A 15,510-nucleotide genomic window follows, 5' to 3' on the forward strand; every position below is an offset into this window, starting at 1 on the left:
CGAGCAGTCGACGGCGGCGGATACACCGACGCGCGACGGCTACGGCGATTTTGTCAGGCCGCGGACGTGTGGCCATGCCTCGGCGAGTGCGAGGAGCTGGCGCAGCTCCGCGGTGAGATCCCTTGCCCCCGGTTGGATTTGGTGCCGCGGCGTGAGCCGGCTCGCGCGCGGGGCGTGCCCGGCAGCTTTCGTGGCGATGGCCTCGGCGACGCGACGGGCATAGATGTGCGGGTCGCCGCCGGTGGCGGCCAGATCGTCGGGGCAGTCGCTGTAGCGCTTGAGATGCAGCAGACTGTCGCGGATCTCGACCGTCATGCGGTGCAGACGGATGGCCGGGTCTGTTCGGCCGTCGAGGTCGCGCCGCGTCTCCATGACGATTTCCGGTACGGCTGCGGTGAGATCGGCCCACATCGGCTGCAAGCGGCGGCGATATCGGCTGGTGCGGTCCCATCCGACGTGGGAGACCAAGGCGCTGATCAGCGGCACCGTGACCACGGCGGGAGCGCCGACCGCCGAGAGAAGGAACCCGCACCATGCTTTCCAGCGCATTTCGGGATCGAATGGCGGTTGGCCGGTCAGGACACTGACAAGCGAATCGATCGGGTATGCGACCGCGACAATCCCCATGCCCACCGCGGTGCACAGGACCACCGTGTACAGTGCGCGTTCCTGCCAGGGGCTATCGCCCGCGGCGCGCATCTCGCGCACGCTTGCCCGGCTGACGAGCACAGCCGTCGCACCGAGCGGCAGGGAAAACGCGATCCAGATCACGACGGCAGGCCAGCCGAGGGCTTGGTCGATCAACTGGTCGGCGCGGCGGGCGGGCGTCCCTGCGATCAGGATGACAACGGTGGCGGTGAGGGTGAGCAGGTAGTAGCGCCGCTGCCTGTGCCACGTGTGGGCGGGGTCTGCGCCTGCCCACAGCTTGGCGATGCCGTAGATATTCGAGACGGCCAGCACGGTTGCTCCCAGCGAGAGCTGCCGGGCGATGTTCACCACGTCGCTGTTGTCGCCGGGCAGCAGCCGGGTCAGTGACTGTTCGAACCACGACTCCCGCAACAGGTGTTCGAGGAGAGCCGCGGCGAGCGCGCGGTTGACGAGCCGGTCGACGACGCTGTCCGGCAACAGCCACCACCGACCGATGAGCGCCAACGCGATACCTGTCAGGACGGGCCAGGTGATCGAACCCGGGATCGGGGAAGTCATCTCACCGATGCCGGTTTCGGAAGAACGTCGAGCGGAACCGGCTCGCCGACCGCTTCGGCAGCATCGCTTCGACGAGCAACAGGTCCGCGAAGGTTTCGGCGGCGCGCTCGCGCTCACTTCCGTAGTCCTGGCGGCGCAGTACGCTGCGGATGGTTTCCAGCGACAGCGAGGGCATCAATTCGCGCAACGGCAGATCGGCCGCGGCACCATCGGTACCGCTCGCGGTTCCTCCGTGGCCGAGCAACATATGACCGATCTCGTGGGCGATGATGTGATCGGCATGCCATTCGGTGTCGGCTCCGTACATGATCACGTCGTCGCCTGCACGGGCGATCCACAGGCCGCTTCCGGTGCCGCATCCGTTCTCCGAGAGTGCGCCGACATCGATCGGGCACAACGTGATCGGCCGTTCCCGGTACTCTGCCACCCGCGCGATGTACTCCGTTACGTCCCATGGGTGGGGGATCGGTACCAGGCGACCCAGCTCCTCGAATCGCGCGGCGAGATCCTCCATTACGCCTTCCCCTTGTCGATCACGTCACCTATGCCGATACCGCGATGAGCGTAGCCGCCGACCGAGCATCGTCGCGGACGCGGCTTGTCGCGCAGGCTTTCTCGCACCGACTCGACGGATCGGCCGCGTGGTCATCGTCCAGTCGGCCTGACAGAGAAATGCGTAGTCGATCGTGACGGTTCGCTCATGTTCCCGAAGGGTTGCGCGAGGCCGCTATCCACGCCGCGACCTGTGTTCGCGAGGTGAAGCCCAGTTTGGTCAGCACGTGTTCGACATGGCCTTGTGCGGTGCGGGGCGAGATCACCAAGCGAGCGGCGATCTCCCTGTTGGTCAGGCCTTCGGCGACCAGTTCGGCGACTTGACGCTCGCGTTTGGTCAATTTGCTGCCCAGGGGATTTCGCGCCGAGGGTGAGGCCGGTTCACCCAGGGCGTAGGCGATCGCGGCGTCGAGATCGAGCGCGGCGCCCTCCCGGTGGGCCGCGGCGTAGGCGTGCTCGCTGATGGCTTCTCGAGTTCGGCGCTCGCACTCTTCCTGATAAGCGAGCAGCTCTGGGAATTGGGTCGGCGCGGTACCCACGGACCGGCCGATCTGTTCGGCGGCCGCGAACAAGACGACCACACGCTCGGCAGCTTCGTGGTCGGCTGCGATCCACGCCAGTGCTTGCAGGCACATGCTGAGGTTCGTGCGGTCGTCCACCTTCCTGCTCACCCGCAGTGCTCGCACGATGAGTCGAGTCGCCCGCACGGAATCTCCTCGACGCCACAACGAAATAGCCAGCGCCCACATCGCGTAGGCCTGATATACCGTCCCGCCGTGTTCTTCGATGAGCGCGAGAGAGCGTTCGAAATATTCGATGGCCCGCGCGCTGTCGTCACCCAGCCCGTGCGTGAGACCGAGAAAGGTCAGCGCGTCGACTCGGAAGAGGAGAGGGCCGCCTCGCTCGGTATACACCTGGAGGGCCTTCTCGAGATACAGGCGGGCGTCGGAAAGGTTTCCGTTGAACAGTGCGAGGAGTCCATCGGCGAAGTCGATATGTGCGCGGATCAGCGGCTCGGTCGACCGCTCGGCGAACGCGTGCCCTTCGCGTACCAGATCGGCCACCCCTGAGACGTCGCCCTGTACTGCGGCTATGAGGGAGGTCGCGAATATCGCCGCGGCCTGGTCGACGGTGACTGTGCCGGTGCGGCGGGCCAGCAGACGCTCCAGCCAGCGACGCTCCTCGGCGAGGGAGCCGTGGGAGAACCGGAAGGGCAACAGAGCGTTGGCGATCCGGATTCCGGCTTCGGGGCTGTCGGACACGCAGAATTCCAGCGCTTGCCGCATGTTCGGCTGCTCCCGGCGCAACCGTCCGACCCACTCGAAGTCCCGAGGACTGATCAAGTCGGCATTCGCATCGAGCGCCAGCTGTTCGTACCAGTCACGGTGGCGACGGCAGAGTTCGAGGTATTCGCCGGTCCGTTCCCCTTTTTCGCGGCCGTAGTCACGCACCGTGTCCAGCATCCGAAACCGCACCACGCCCGCCGACTCTTCGCGAATGAGGATCGACTTGTCGACGAGGAACGCGACCGTATCCAGAATGTTCTCCGCTGCCAGATCCTCTCCGCAGACGTATTGCGCGGCCTCGAGGTCGAAGCTGCCCGCGAAGACCGACAACTGAGCCCACACTCGTTGTTGCACCGGTGTACACAGGTCGTAGCTCCAGTCGATGCACATGCGCAATGTCTGTTGCCGCGGCGGTGCGCTCCTGCTGCCGCGAGTGAGCAAGGCGAACCGGTCGGTCAAGCGTCGCAATATCTGTTCCGGCGACATCACCCGCAACCAGGCCGTCGCCAGCTCGATCGGCAACGGCAAGCCGTCCAGCTGCCGGCAGATCCGGGCGATGGGGCGTTGGTTGTCCTCGGTGAGTTCGAACCCCGGCACGGCAGTGGCGGCCCGGTCGCTGAACAACCTCATCGCGTCATTGCGGGCCGGGTTCCTGGGTAGCCGATCCGGATCGGGGACGGCCAGCGGGTGGATCGGCAGAACCGCTTCCCCTGCGAGGCCGATCGGCTCGCGGCTCGTCGCGAGAATGCGCACTCGCTGACACGCGCGAAGCAGCGACTCCGCGAGTTCCGCCACCGCGGCCACCAGTTGCTCGCAATTGTCCAGCACGAGCAGCAGTTCGCGATCGGCGAGGAACTCGGCGAGTACGTCGCTTAACGGCCGCATCGATCGGTCCTGCAAGTTCAGCGCGCCGGCGATGACGCTCGCCAACAGCGATTCGTCAAGCAGCTCACCCAGCTCGACGAACACCACACCGTCGGCGAAGTCGCGTTGCGCAGTGGTGGCGACTTGCACCGCGAGCCGCGTCTTGCCCACTCCGCCGATCCCGGTGAGGGTCACCAACCGCGAGGTCGACAACGAGTTCGTCGCTTGCGTCAGCTCGGTTCGTCGATCGATGAAGCTGGTCAGTTCCAGCGGAAGCTTCCCCGAACCCGACGAAGCCTCCGTCGCTCGATGCTGCCGCGACCCCGTCGAAGGCAACTGCCGGCCTGGTGACTCGGCCTCGGGCTCCCCCGCGAGCGGAGTGTGCAACGCCATTTCATCGACAGGGAAACCATGACGGGTCTGCGCTTCTCGGAGTTGCTCACCCAGTTCCGCGGCGGAAGGTCGGCTGTTCGGGTCACCGGCCATGGCACGTTCGATGATGGCTCCCACGGCCTCGGGAATGCCGTGCTCGCGCAGGTCCGGTACCGGCTCGGAGGTGATTCTGAGGAACTGGGCCACCAACTGCTCGCCGTCGCGGCGTTCGAAGGCCGCATGGCCGGTGATCGCGGCGAACAAGGTGGCGCCGAGGCCGTAGACGTCCGCGGCCGGGCCGGCCGCCTCGCCGCCGATCACTTCCGGAGCAGTGAAGGCGGGCGTCCCGGTCACGATGCCCGCGCCGGTGACGAACCCGCCTCCGATATGAGCGATGCCGAAATCCACCAGCGTGGGCTCGTCGTAGTCGGTGTAGAGGATATTTCCGGGCTTGACGTCGCGATGCAGCACCCCGGCGCGATGCGCCGTCTCGAGAGCCCCGGCCATTTTCACCCCCAGCCGCAGCACTTCCTCGAGTCCCAGCGGCCCGCTGCCGCGGATCCGTGCGTCCAGAGAGCCGTGCGGGTAATACGGCATGACGATGTAGGGGCGACCGTCGTCGGTGACGTCGGCGTGCAGGACATGCACGATATTGGGATGGCCGGTCAGCCTGCCCGCGGCCCGCTGCTCGCGTAAGAACCGGGCCCGGTTGTCCTCGTCCAGATCGGCGGTGAGGACCTTGACCGCGACCACTCGGTCGAGCGAAGCCTGCCTGCAGCAATACACAGCGCCGAAACCACCCCGGCCGATCTCGGCGGCGTCCTCCAACCCGGCCGCCGCCAATTCCGCCGCGACCGAACCGGACGCGTCGCGTTGCGTCGCGAAGGGATCGGCATCGGTCATCGACTACACCGATTCACCCCATCCGAGCCCATTGGCAAACCCACCACTGCACACCTCCCGGTGACGTATCCCCAGGATATCGCCGGGACTTATCCAGCGGGTCGCGCAGTCGGACTGTCAGGGCAAACGGGTGCTGACCGCGAAGACCGGGAACCTGCCTTCCGGGGGATGGGGTTGGAATTGAACGCGCACCGACGGGCCCGCGGACGAGGGGATCTCGCCTTCGAGCGATGTGTAGACCCACGGGCCTTCGTCGAGCTCCACGATGGCGATCGTCAGCGGCACCAACCCGCCCTGCCTGTCGGTCGGGGCCCGATCCACTACCCGCCATGACACGACGGAACCCGCACCCGACGACGGCACACTTTCGAGGTCGTCGGATCCGCAGGACGAGCACCCGGACGTTATCGGCGCGAGCAACTTCTCGCACCGCATGCAGCGGTAGATCATCAACATGTCGTCCGCGCGCAGCGCACTGCCACCTCCGACGACGTTCGAAGTGTGCTCGACCTGGTTCGTGTGCATACGGGCCTCCCCGAGGCGGTGCTGGCAAGTTCCGCTCCAGACTGCCCCGCTGAGCCACGTCGAGCGACGGTGAAATTACCCGGGGGTATACCTATTTTTCGCACGATCGAGGTGCCGGACCGCACACCTCCTTGATTATATCCACGGCGTGGGTATAAGTTCGTCCTCACTTAACCCACACTGTGGATATCGGAGGCATGCGCTTTCCGTATCCGCGGTTTCCCTCCCCCAGCGAACTCACCGGCACATGGACCAACCCGGGCACCAGGCCCATGCGCAGTCACGGCCACAGCACTGATGGACCCGGCTTCGAAGGAGTACTCCCATGTCGTCCCGATTCCACCTGCCGCCCGAAGACGTGCTGCGAGCCCGCGAGAAACTGGTTCTCGACCACTTCCGCGACGAAGTCCGCCAGGACTGGGACGCCACCCTGTCGACATTCCCCCACCCGCACTACGAGATCATCGCGCAGATGCTCGTCCACGACGGCGACGGCGAAGTGCGCGGCTACTATCACGACACCCGCGTCGCCTTCCCCGATCAGGACCACGAACTCATCGCGCTCCGGCACAGCCATGACGCCGTCATCGTCGAATTCTGGCTGCTCGGAACACATCTCGGATCACTCGGCAAGATTCCCCCGACCGGCTCCCGGCACCGCACGAGGATGACGGCCTACTTCGTCTTCGACGAGCACGAGAACCTGGTGACCGAACGGATCTACTTCGACCAGCTCACCATTCTCCGACAACTGGTGGGCGGACTGAACAAAAGCGATCCTCGTGACCTGTGGAAGCTCGGCCGAGCCGCCGCCGGAGCCCTCGCCATGGCCGGCTCCGATCCGGACCCGCGCCTGCTGGCCACCACCCCACCCGACCTCGGCGATTGACCGCCGATACGCAGGACCCGTTACGGGCGTTCGGCCGTTCCTCCCCCGTTGTCGCGGGTTTCGATGGCCTTCACGGTCTTGTCCAGGGCCTGTCGCAGGACGCGTTTGCCGACGGTCCCGACCACGACTTCGAGGACGCGTCCCTTCAGGTTCTTGCCCTCGCGCACGATGACGACATCCACATCGGTCTTCCCGTCCGACCGGCGGTTGAAGGTGTAGGTGTGGCCCGAGTGGCCGCCCCATACGTTCGAGTCGGTGGTCGTCATGACGACCCGCTCGGGATTCGACCAGTCGTAGTGCAGGCGTTCCCAGATGCCGTGCGAGCCTTCCGTGACGTCGGCCTCACGGCGGCCCTGGTTATGCACTTCGAGGTATTCGTCGGCGCTGTTGCCGAACACCTGTGAGCGGCCCGGCCCGAAATCGGTGAGCGCCGCTACGAACTGCTCCGGTGTCGAGTTCGTCGTCTCCTTGAAGTGGATGGTGGACATTGCCTTCTCCTTTGCTTTGGGGTGATGGGTTTCAAGCCAGGAGGTGAAAACGATCTGCGCTACGCCGGGCCTCGGCGCAATGCCGCGCCCCCGTACCACTGGCACACCAGCAACGCCATCTCGACCTCGAGCCGGTCGTCGTCTATCGGTCGACCCCGCCGCGCGATCGCTCGCGTTATCCGGTACTTCACGGAATTGAAGTGCAGGTTCATTTCCGCGGCCGCGGCCTTGTAGCTCGATCCGGTGCGCAGGAAGACCCGCAACGTCTCGCGGAGCCGCTCGTCGTTGTCGTTGTCGGAGGCCAGGTCGCCGAGTACCTCGCTCACCCAGTCCCGCGCTTCCGCCATGTCACCACCCAGCAGCGCCGCGGCGGACAGTCCCGGATCGGTCGCGGAGAAGACCGTCGGATCGTCCGTGCCGCGAGCGAGCGCGACCGCGCGCGCGGCCTGAGCGTGCCGATGGGACCGCTGGAAGCCCTCGACGCCGGCGCCGAGCGTGCCGATCGCGAAACAGGGAGCGCCGGCCCGGTCGCGTGCGAACCTGCGTACGGCGCCGACCGGGTCGGCGGGAACCGACCGGTAGGGCAGCCAGGCCCATGCGCTGACCCGATCGACGGCGGCGAACAGCGGGCGCGCCGACGCGTTCGCCGCTTCGGCCAGTTCCCGCACGAACCGCTGTATCCGGGGCAGTTCGTCACCGTCGGTGCTCAGCTCCGAATACCACAGCACCAGCGCGAGGTGATGCCAGCGCAGCGGGTAGCGGATCGACTCGGTCGCCGCGTCCACGTCGACGGCGCTCGTCTCGGTCAGCACTTCGCGGACCTGGAGTGTGCGAATGCTGTTCTGATTCTCCAACCACTGTTCCCGCTCGCCCTGGTAGGCGGCGACGACCTGCCGGGTGATCGAGTCGATGTAGTTGAACAGCGTCGTAGTGATGGTCTGCAGGGCGTCGACACGCTGCTGCGGCGTGATGTCGGCGGCCCGCACCTCCGCGAACACCAGTTCGCTCATCCGTCGCTGCCCCACCCAGTAGGCGCGAATCAGAGCATTGAGCGAAACCTCGTGCTGAGCAAGCCGTTTGGCGTATTCGATCGCCGCCGTCGGCGCCTGGACGCGCGCGACCGGGATATTGTGGCGCAGCGCCTGCAACAGTGTCTCGACATTCGCGTGCACGCTGGCCCCGAGCAGTTCCCGCGAATGCGTGTCCTCGCGCAGTTCGGCTATTTCTTCCTCGAGTTTGCGCCGGATGGCCGTGCCGATTTCCGTCACCCGCTCGTTCATCCGGGCGGCGATCCCTCCGACGTAGTCGCCGAGCTCGACTTCGCTATCGCGACGAAAAGTCGTCACACGATCATTGTAGGTACCTCGCTTCGACGCCACGGAAATATCGCGGGCGGCCCTCGAGCGAGAAGCGCGGCGAGGAACCTGCCGACGTGCTCTCTTCGCTCGGCTAGGAATTCGATCTGCTGCGAGGCACAATTAGGTCTACCGCGTTCGACAGATCACTTCGCCCATCGAGGGGGAGGAACTGACGACATGCACCGAGACGGCGAGCGCCCGAAAGGGCTTTCTGTTTCCGCGCTGGCGGCGGTGGCCAACCCGTCGTACTCGCGAATCGACACCTGGAATCTGCTCGACGACGCGTGCCGTCGGCTCGCCGATGTCAATCGGGCCGGGCTGGACGCCACCCACGAAGCCGCCCGGGTGCGGCGTCTTCTCGATCGACTCGGCACCTATGAGCGGTACTGGCTGTACCCGGGACCGGCGAGATTGGCGGCGTTCCGCGATTATCTCGCCGATCTCGCGACGGCGCGGCTCACCGACGAAGTGTCGCTGGCCGTGCGCCTGCTCTCCGAGTACGGCGACCGTGCGGCCTTGTTCGACACCTCCGCGCCGCTGGAAGATCAGGAACTCGTGGCGCGGGCCAAAGAGCAGCAGTTCTACACCGTCCTGCTCGGCGACGACGCTCCGCCCGACGCTCCCGCGGGCCTGGCGGAGAGCCTGCGGGCACTGCGCGACCCATCGGACGATGTGCAGTTCGAACTGCTCGTCGTGGCGAGCATCGAGGACGCCATCACCGCCGTCGCGTTGAACGGCGAGATTCAGGCGGCGATCATCCGGCACGACCTCCCCCTCCGTTCCAGCGACCGCGCGCCGTTGATGACCACGTTGCTCGGCGCCAACGAAGACGTGAACGTGACCGACCGCAACCACGACTGGGTCGAATGCGGCGAGTGGATCAGGAAGCTGCGACCGCATATCGACCTGTACCTGCTCACCGACGAGTCGATCGCCGCGGAGACCGAGGACGAGACGGACGTCTACGATCGCACGTTCTACCGCCTCAACGACGTCACCGACCTGTACAGCACGGTGCTCGCGGGCGTCCGCAGCCGGTTCGCCACACCGTTCTTCGATGCCTTGCGTGCCTACGCGGCCGCGCCGGTCGGCCAATTCCACGCGCTCCCCGTCGCACGTGGCGCCAGCATCTTCAACTCCAAGTCGCTGCAGGACATGGGCGAGTTCTACGGCCGCAACATCTTCATGGCCGAGACGTCGTCCACCTCCGGCGGGCTGGACTCACTGCTGGACCCACACGGCACGATCAGGGCGGCGATGGACAAAGCCGCCGAGACGTGGTGCGCCGATCAGACGTACTTCGTCACCAATGGCACATCCACCGCGAACAAGATCGTCGTGCAGGCCCTGACCCGGCCGGGCGACATCGTCCTGATCGACCGCAATTGCCACAAGTCGCACCACTACGGCTTGGTGCTCGCCGGGGCCTACCCGCTGTACCTGGATGCCTACCCGCTCGCGCCGTTCGCGATCTACGGAGCCGTGTCCCTGCACACCATCAAGAAGGCACTGCTGGACCTCGAGGCGGCCGGACAACTGGACCGGGTGCGGATGCTGCTGCTGACCAACTGCACTTTCGACGGCATCGTCTACAACCCCCAGCGCGTGATGGAGGAGGTTCTGGCGATCAAGCCGGACATCTGCTTCCTGTGGGACGAGGCGTGGTACGCGTTCGCGACCGCCGTGCCGTGGGCGCGACAGCGCACCGCGATGGTTGCCGCCGAGCAACTCCGATCGATGTTGTCCTCGCCCGGGTACGCCGAGAAGTACCGCGAGTGGCGTGCGTCGATGCGGGGAGTCGACCGTGCCGAGTTGAGCGAGCGCAGGCTGCTTCCCGACCCCGAGCGTGCGCGGGTGCGCGTGTACGCGACGCATTCCACCCACAAATCGCTGTCCGCGCTTCGGCAGGCGTCGATGATCCATGTCCGCGACCAGGATTTCAAAGCTCTCGTCCGCGAGACGTTCGCCGAGGCGTTCCTGACCCACACCTCGACCTCGCCGAACCAGCAACTCCTGGCGTCGTTGGACCTGGCGCGCAGGCAGGTCGACATCGAGGGCTTCCAGCTGGTCCGCAACGTCTACGACATGGCGCTCGTGTTCCGCCACCGCGTCCGTAAGGACCGGCTGATCGGGAAGTGGTTCCGCATCCTCGACGAGGACGACCTGGTGCCCGACGAGTTCCGCCCCTCCGAAGTCATCTCCTACCGGCAGGTCAGACAGGGTGGCTTGGCGGAATGGAACGAGGCGTGGCGGTCCGATCAGTTCGTGCTCGACCCGACCCGGGTCACCCTGTTCATCGGCAAGACCGGCATGAACGGGTACGACTTCCGCGAGAAGATCCTGATGGACCGGTTCGGCATCCAGATCAACAAGACCTCGATCAACAGTGTGCTGTTGATCTTCACGATCGGCGTCACCTGGTCGAGCGTGCACTACCTGCTCGACGTGCTGCGCCGGGTCGCCACCGACTTCGAGAGAAGCCGGAGCGCGGGTGGCAGGGCCGATCGCGCCCTGCAACAGCGCCGGGTCGAGGAGATCACCAAGGATCTGCCCGCACTGCCCGATTTCAGCGAGTTCGACAGCGCTTTCCGTCCCGACGGCGCCAGCTCGTTCGGCGATATGCGTTCGGCCTTCTACGCCGGGTATGCGGAGTCCGACCGCGAACACGTCCTGCTCGGCGATGCCGGGCGACGGCTCGCCAGGGGGAAGCCCCTGGTATCGGCCACCTTCGTGGTGCCCTACCCGCCCGGCTTCCCGATACTGGTTCCAGGGCAGGTGGTCTCGACGGAGATCCTTTATTTCCTCGCCGACCTCGACGTCAAGGAAATTCACGGATACAACCCCGACCTCGGGTTGTCGGTCTTCACCGAAACCGCGCTCGCGCGGCTGGCCGCGGCTCGGCACCCGATTGCCGCGGCATCCGACGGTGTCGGCGCCGGGAAGATCGAGGGTCGGCGATCAGCCGTCGGCGGCAAGGCGGTTCAGCCACTCCCGCAGTAGATCTTGCTCCGCGCTGCTGAGGGTCGTCTGCTCGGGCAGTGCGGCGCGCAAGGCGCGGGCGGCGCCTGCCGGGCCCGCGTCTCGCACCGCCGGTTGTTGGTTGGTGACGGCGGCGACCATCGACTCCCGCAGGGTGGTCAACAAGGCCGGGTTACGCCGCTCCTCGCGCAGCGAGAGCCAGGTGAGCACTGCGCCGCGCGCCGTGGCATGGATGATCTGGGCCGCGAGTTCCTCGTCGACGCGCAGCCAGCCGCCTGCGGCGAGGCGCCGGATTCGGCCCATCAGGATCTCCATGCCGGCCTTGAAGGCAGCCGAGGAGGTACCGACGGGTTCGGTGTACATCAACGTGTACAGCGCGGGGTTGGCCAAACCGAATTCGACCGCGACGTCCCAGCCGGCTCTGAGGTCCTCGATGGGGTCCGGCGGATCGGGGTCGACGTGCTTGGTGGCGAGAAACGCGGCGAAGCCGTGCTCGGCCACCGCGTCGAGCAGCCCGTCCTTGTCGCCGAACAGCCGGTAGATGGCCGGCGGCTGCAAGCCCGCCGCATCAGCGACCGCGCGCGTGGTGACCGCGTCGCGACCCCCACGCGTCAGCAGGTCGATGGCGGCCTCGATGACCCGCTGCCGGGTCTGCTCGCGGCCCGTGGCCGCGACGGACTCGACGGTAGTTGCGTCATCGGTGCCGCGTGCGCGCGATGTCATATATCAACGATACCGCTTCACTGGTTCCATTGTTAGTATCAGTGATACCGTTCAAATGTTTCCATTGGAACCATCGCCGTAACACAGGAGCGCATCGTGATCATCGTGACCGGAGCCACCGGACAGCTGGGACGTCAGATCGTCGAGAGACTGCTGACGCGCGTACCGGCGGACCGAGTCGGCGTCAGCGTCCGCGACCCGCGAAAAGCGCGGGCGTTCGCCGAGCGAGGGGTACGGGTACGCGAGGGAAGCTTCACCGACGCCGCCGGCCTCTCCAACGCCTTCGAGGGCGCCTCTCAGGTACTCATCGTCTCCGTCGACAAAATGGGCGAAGAGTGCGTCGAACAACACCGCACCGCGATCGAAGCGGCCGTCGCCGCGGGCGCCCGGCGCATCCTCTACACCAGCCAGATGGGAGCCAGTGCCTCGTCGCACTTCCAGGCGTGCCGTGATCACGCCGCCACCGAGGACGCACTACGCGCCTGCGGTGTGCCGTTCACGTCGCTGCGCAATGGCTTCTACGCCACCAGCGCGGCGCACTTCCTCGGCCACGCAGTGGAATCCGGTCAGCTCGAACTCCCCGCGGACGGGCCGTTCAGTTGGACCGCGCACGCCGACCTCGCCGAAGCCGCCGCCACCATCCTGGCCGACGAAGGCCGCTTCGACGGCCCCACGCCGCCGCTCACCGGAGGGCAAGCGCTCACCTTCGACGACATCGCCGGTATCGCCACCGAGATCACGGGCCGCGCCGTGACGAGGACCACGACACCCGACGACAAGTTCCGGGATGAGCTGGTGGGCCAAGGCGTTCCCGCGCAGCGGGCGGATCAGTTGCTGGGCATCTTCGCCGCCAGCCGAGTCGGCGAGTTCGCCACTGTCGACCCGACACTGGCCACCCTGCTCGGTCGCGAACCCGTCACCTTGAGTACGGTGCTGCGCGAGCAGCTCTCCCACGTTTGATGGCGTGTCGGCAGAGCGAGCCCGCAGCGATCGCCGAAAACTGCTGCGGGCCATTGTGTTCACGCGCTGGGTGACCGGCATTCGTTTCGATCCGGAGATCAGCGCGTGGCCTGCAGGATGATCGCCTTGTAGTCGGTCCACTCCGCTCGCCCGGCCAATGCGGCGGAGTCGGCCGTCGCCGCCGATTTGCAGGCTGCTGTATCCCGATACGCCAACCTCGGCGGTCCCGATTCCGCAGCCGCAAACGATATCGCCGCCCGTGCTGATCGAGAACGCGATGCCGGGGACGACGCGCAAAGGTGTCCGCGTGGGCAACCGGAACCCGACACCTTGGTGGGATCGAACCACGAGAAGGGTGCGCTGCCGCGCACCCTGGGTGTCCTTTCGGCCCGGACCAGCGTCGATGAGTCTGGACAGCGTCATAAATGACGACAGCGGGACCTCCCCGCCACACCGACACGAAGGAGCACCCATATGACCATCGACCAGCGCTCGACCCGCCGCACCCGCCGCTTCGCCCGCGCCATGGCGATCGCCGCAGCACCCGCCCTGCTGGGCATGGGGCTGCTGACGGCCGGCGTGGCCCAGGCCGGCCAGGACCCCAACCTACCGACCTGCTCCTGGCCCAACCTGGCATGCGGGCCGCAAACCAACCTGACTCCCGGCGGCCAGACCAACCTCACCCCCGGCAACGCGGCCAGCGCCACCAGCATCCCCGCCGACCGCACCCCGGGCGGGCCCCATCGGCCGCCTCACGTCCGGCCGATCGCGGGGTAGCGCCAGTTCATGATCACGGTGCGTACGTGCGACCCCGCCGCACTCGAGCGGGGTCGCGGCGAAGCCCGGTGACCGTACGGCGACAACGATCTTTCCGAGCGCGGCCAGTGGTCGGAGGGAAGTCCCGGCATCGCGCGACCCGCACGTTCGTAGACCGGGCGGATAGCAGACCCGGTCCGGGCCCGCACGCCAGCAGAAGCAGTTCCGCCCGATCGAGAGCGGTCAGCACCTCACGCCGCCAACTGTCGTCGGGTGTGTAGCGGCGCGCACCTGTCGTATGACGGCCGCAGGCCGCAAGCCTCGACAGCGTTGCGTCAGATGTTCAGCGGAGAGGTCGGGGGGAAGGTGACCGGCAATTCGGTCAGGGCGCGGTGGAAGGGGCCCGGTCGCCACTCGGGGGTTCGGTTCGGCAGGTTCAGGTCGATCTCCGGCAGTGCGTCGAGGAGTTGGTCGATGGCCTCTTGCGCGATCAGGTAGGCCAGCGGACGCGCGGGGCAGGCGTGCGGGCCGAGACCCCAGGCCAGGTGGGAGCGGTTGCCGGTCAAGTCGCCGGTGCGGATCGCGGGGTCGTTGTTGCACGCGGCCATGCTGATGACGACAGGCTGATGCGCGGGCAACCAGACGTCGTCGATGAGGATCGGGTGACGGGGATAGGTGATCAAAAGGTTCGCCAGTGGCGGGTCGTTGAACAAGACCTCGTCGATGGCATCGCGGGACGACAGGTTTCCGCCGAGGATGCTGTCGCCGAAGCGCTCGTCGGTGAGGATCAGCAGCAGGGTGTTGGTGATCAGGTTCAGCTGGAATTCGATGCCGCTGCCGTACACCTGGGACACGTGGTGCGACGCCTCGACGTCGTCGAGCCGGGCGGGATGCCGCAGCAGTACCGAGGTGATGTCGCGCTGGGGTTCGGCGCGTTTGAGTGTCACGAGGCTCATCAGCGCCTCGCCGAGCATCTGATTGCCCTTCTCGGCGTCGACGCCCTCGAGGAGGGCGGCCGTACCGGCGGCGACCTGCGCCCCGATCTCCGGCGGGCAGCCGAGCAGATAGTTCACCACTTGGAAGACGAGCGGGAACACGTACTGGCGGATCAGTTCGGCGGACCCGTCTTCGCAGAAGGAGTTGATCAGCGGGGTGGCCAGTCCTTCCACGACGGATTGGAGGGCATACAGGTCGACCTCGTCGATGCTGGCGGTGATCGCCCCACGGTAGCGGGTGAAGTCGGTCCCGGCGCTGCGACTGGCCATGGGCCGCCACTCCAGCAGGGGAAGAATGGGGCAATCCGCGGGGATGTTCTTCTGCCAGGCGCGCGGGTCGGCCGGGAAATGGTCGGGATCGTTGAGGATCCGCACCGCGGTGCCGTAGCCGATCACCAAGGTGGCCGGGACGCCGGGGGCCAACTCCACCGGCGCCAAAGACCCATAGCGCCTGCGCATCTCGCGGTACACACGGTGCGGATCGGCCGCGAACTCGGGCGAGTACATGGGCACTCGCTGTTCGTCGGATTCGATCGGCGAGCCGTGGAGGACCGGGCACGACCCAGCCGGAGCATGAGATTGCGGCGTACTCAAAGAGCGAACTCCAAACATTGGTGTTGCACAACGTGACTGCTGAACTACCGCTCCCTGCCT

At 66.5% G+C, this 15,510-nt stretch carries 12 protein-coding genes; 4 read left to right on the forward strand and 8 right to left on the reverse strand.

The window, feature by feature from the left end; translation table 11 throughout:
* Nucleotides 1-39: 39 nt before the first annotated feature.
* The 4 genes from ACL03I_RS32015 to ACL03I_RS32030 form a co-directional block, all read right to left on the reverse strand.
* A complete protein-coding gene (locus ACL03I_RS32015; protein ID WP_412807704.1) occupies nucleotides 40-1,206 on the reverse strand; it encodes an MAB_1171c family putative transporter in 1,167 nt (388 codons plus the stop codon).
* A gap of 1 nt (nucleotide 1,207) precedes the next feature.
* Nucleotides 1,208-1,720: a zinc metalloprotease gene (locus ACL03I_RS32020; protein WP_355076685.1), complete on the reverse strand. Its 513-nt coding sequence runs from the start codon at nucleotides 1,718-1,720 to the stop codon at nucleotides 1,208-1,210.
* A 184-nt stretch (nucleotides 1,721-1,904) separates the two neighbouring features.
* Complete coding sequence (locus ACL03I_RS32025) at nucleotides 1,905-5,183, reverse strand: protein kinase domain-containing protein (RefSeq protein WP_412807705.1); 3,279 nt, start codon at nucleotides 5,181-5,183, stop codon at nucleotides 1,905-1,907.
* Between the two features lie 117 nt (nucleotides 5,184-5,300).
* A complete protein-coding gene (locus tag ACL03I_RS32030) occupies nucleotides 5,301-5,708 on the reverse strand; it encodes a Zn-ribbon domain-containing OB-fold protein (protein WP_355076687.1) in 408 nt (135 codons plus the stop codon).
* Between the two features lie 325 nt (nucleotides 5,709-6,033).
* Here ACL03I_RS32030 and ACL03I_RS32035 point away from each other — a divergent pair, with 325 nt between their 5' ends.
* The gene (locus ACL03I_RS32035; protein WP_412807706.1) at nucleotides 6,034-6,597 is read left to right on the forward strand and encodes an ester cyclase; all 564 of its coding nucleotides are present in this window, start codon (nucleotides 6,034-6,036) and stop codon (nucleotides 6,595-6,597) included.
* Nucleotides 6,598-6,617: 20 nt separating this feature from the next.
* Here the strand turns inward: ACL03I_RS32035 and ACL03I_RS32040 are convergent, their stop codons facing one another.
* Nucleotides 6,618-7,085 carry a hypothetical protein gene (locus ACL03I_RS32040; protein WP_355076691.1) on the reverse strand — a complete coding sequence of 156 codons (468 nt, stop codon included), beginning with the start codon at nucleotides 7,083-7,085 and terminating at the stop codon, nucleotides 6,618-6,620.
* Nucleotides 7,086-7,144: 59 nt separating this feature from the next.
* Nucleotides 7,145-8,431 carry a PucR family transcriptional regulator gene (locus tag ACL03I_RS32045; protein WP_355076692.1) on the reverse strand — a complete coding sequence of 429 codons (1,287 nt, stop codon included), beginning with the start codon at nucleotides 8,429-8,431 and terminating at the stop codon, nucleotides 7,145-7,147.
* A 189-nt stretch (nucleotides 8,432-8,620) separates the two neighbouring features.
* On the opposite strand from ACL03I_RS32045, the gene ACL03I_RS32050 reads away from it, so the two are divergent.
* Entirely contained in the window at nucleotides 8,621-11,443 is a 2,823-nt protein-coding gene (locus ACL03I_RS32050; RefSeq protein WP_412807707.1) for an aminotransferase class I/II-fold pyridoxal phosphate-dependent enzyme, read from the forward strand.
* Here the strand turns inward: ACL03I_RS32050 and ACL03I_RS32055 are convergent.
* Complete coding sequence (locus tag ACL03I_RS32055) at nucleotides 11,402-12,145, reverse strand: TetR/AcrR family transcriptional regulator (RefSeq protein WP_412807708.1); 744 nt, start codon at nucleotides 12,143-12,145, stop codon at nucleotides 11,402-11,404. The genes ACL03I_RS32050 and ACL03I_RS32055 overlap by 42 nt on opposite strands.
* A gap of 96 nt (nucleotides 12,146-12,241) precedes the next feature.
* Here ACL03I_RS32055 and ACL03I_RS32060 point away from each other — a divergent pair, with 96 nt between their 5' ends.
* Nucleotides 12,242-13,105 carry an NmrA family NAD(P)-binding protein gene (locus tag ACL03I_RS32060; RefSeq protein WP_412807709.1) on the forward strand — a complete coding sequence of 288 codons (864 nt, stop codon included), beginning with the start codon at nucleotides 12,242-12,244 and terminating at the stop codon, nucleotides 13,103-13,105.
* Between the two features lie 474 nt (nucleotides 13,106-13,579).
* The gene (locus ACL03I_RS32065) at nucleotides 13,580-13,882 is read left to right on the forward strand and encodes a hypothetical protein (RefSeq protein ID WP_412807710.1); all 303 of its coding nucleotides are present in this window, start codon (nucleotides 13,580-13,582) and stop codon (nucleotides 13,880-13,882) included.
* Between the two features lie 314 nt (nucleotides 13,883-14,196).
* Here ACL03I_RS32065 and ACL03I_RS32070 read toward each other — a convergent pair whose 3' ends face one another.
* On the reverse strand, nucleotides 14,197-15,363 hold the full coding sequence (locus tag ACL03I_RS32070; RefSeq protein ID WP_412807711.1) for a cytochrome P450 family protein: 1,167 nt from the start codon (nucleotides 15,361-15,363) through the stop codon (nucleotides 14,197-14,199).
* Between the last annotated feature and the right edge of the window lie 147 nt (nucleotides 15,364-15,510).

Origin of the sequence: Nocardia sichangensis (genome assembly GCF_047200615.1) — a bacterium.
GTDB classification, from domain to species: Bacteria; Actinomycetota; Actinomycetes; order Mycobacteriales; family Mycobacteriaceae; genus Nocardia; species Nocardia sichangensis.

Bases quoted from the DNA above. Each gene is read 5' to 3' on its own strand.
- ACL03I_RS32015 (WP_412807704.1), bottom strand. From the start codon at position 1,206: ATGACTTCCCCGATCCCGGGTTCGATCACCTGGCCCGTCCTGACAGGT.
- ACL03I_RS32020 (WP_355076685.1), bottom strand. From the start codon at position 1,720: ATGGAGGATCTCGCCGCGCGATTCGAGGAGCTGGGTCGCCTGGTACCG.
- ACL03I_RS32025 (WP_412807705.1), bottom strand. From the start codon at position 5,183: ATGACCGATGCCGATCCCTTCGCGACGCAACGCGACGCGTCCGGTTCG.
- ACL03I_RS32030 (WP_355076687.1), bottom strand. From the start codon at position 5,708: ATGCACACGAACCAGGTCGAGCACACTTCGAACGTCGTCGGAGGTGGC.
- ACL03I_RS32035 (WP_412807706.1), top strand. From the start codon at position 6,034: ATGTCGTCCCGATTCCACCTGCCGCCCGAAGACGTGCTGCGAGCCCGC.
- ACL03I_RS32040 (WP_355076691.1), bottom strand. From the start codon at position 7,085: ATGTCCACCATCCACTTCAAGGAGACGACGAACTCGACACCGGAGCAG.
- ACL03I_RS32050 (WP_412807707.1), top strand. From the start codon at position 8,621: ATGCACCGAGACGGCGAGCGCCCGAAAGGGCTTTCTGTTTCCGCGCTG.
- ACL03I_RS32055 (WP_412807708.1), bottom strand. From the start codon at position 12,145: ATGACATCGCGCGCACGCGGCACCGATGACGCAACTACCGTCGAGTCC.
- ACL03I_RS32065 (WP_412807710.1), top strand. From the start codon at position 13,580: ATGACCATCGACCAGCGCTCGACCCGCCGCACCCGCCGCTTCGCCCGC.
- ACL03I_RS32070 (WP_412807711.1), bottom strand. From the start codon at position 15,363: ATGTACTCGCCCGAGTTCGCGGCCGATCCGCACCGTGTGTACCGCGAG.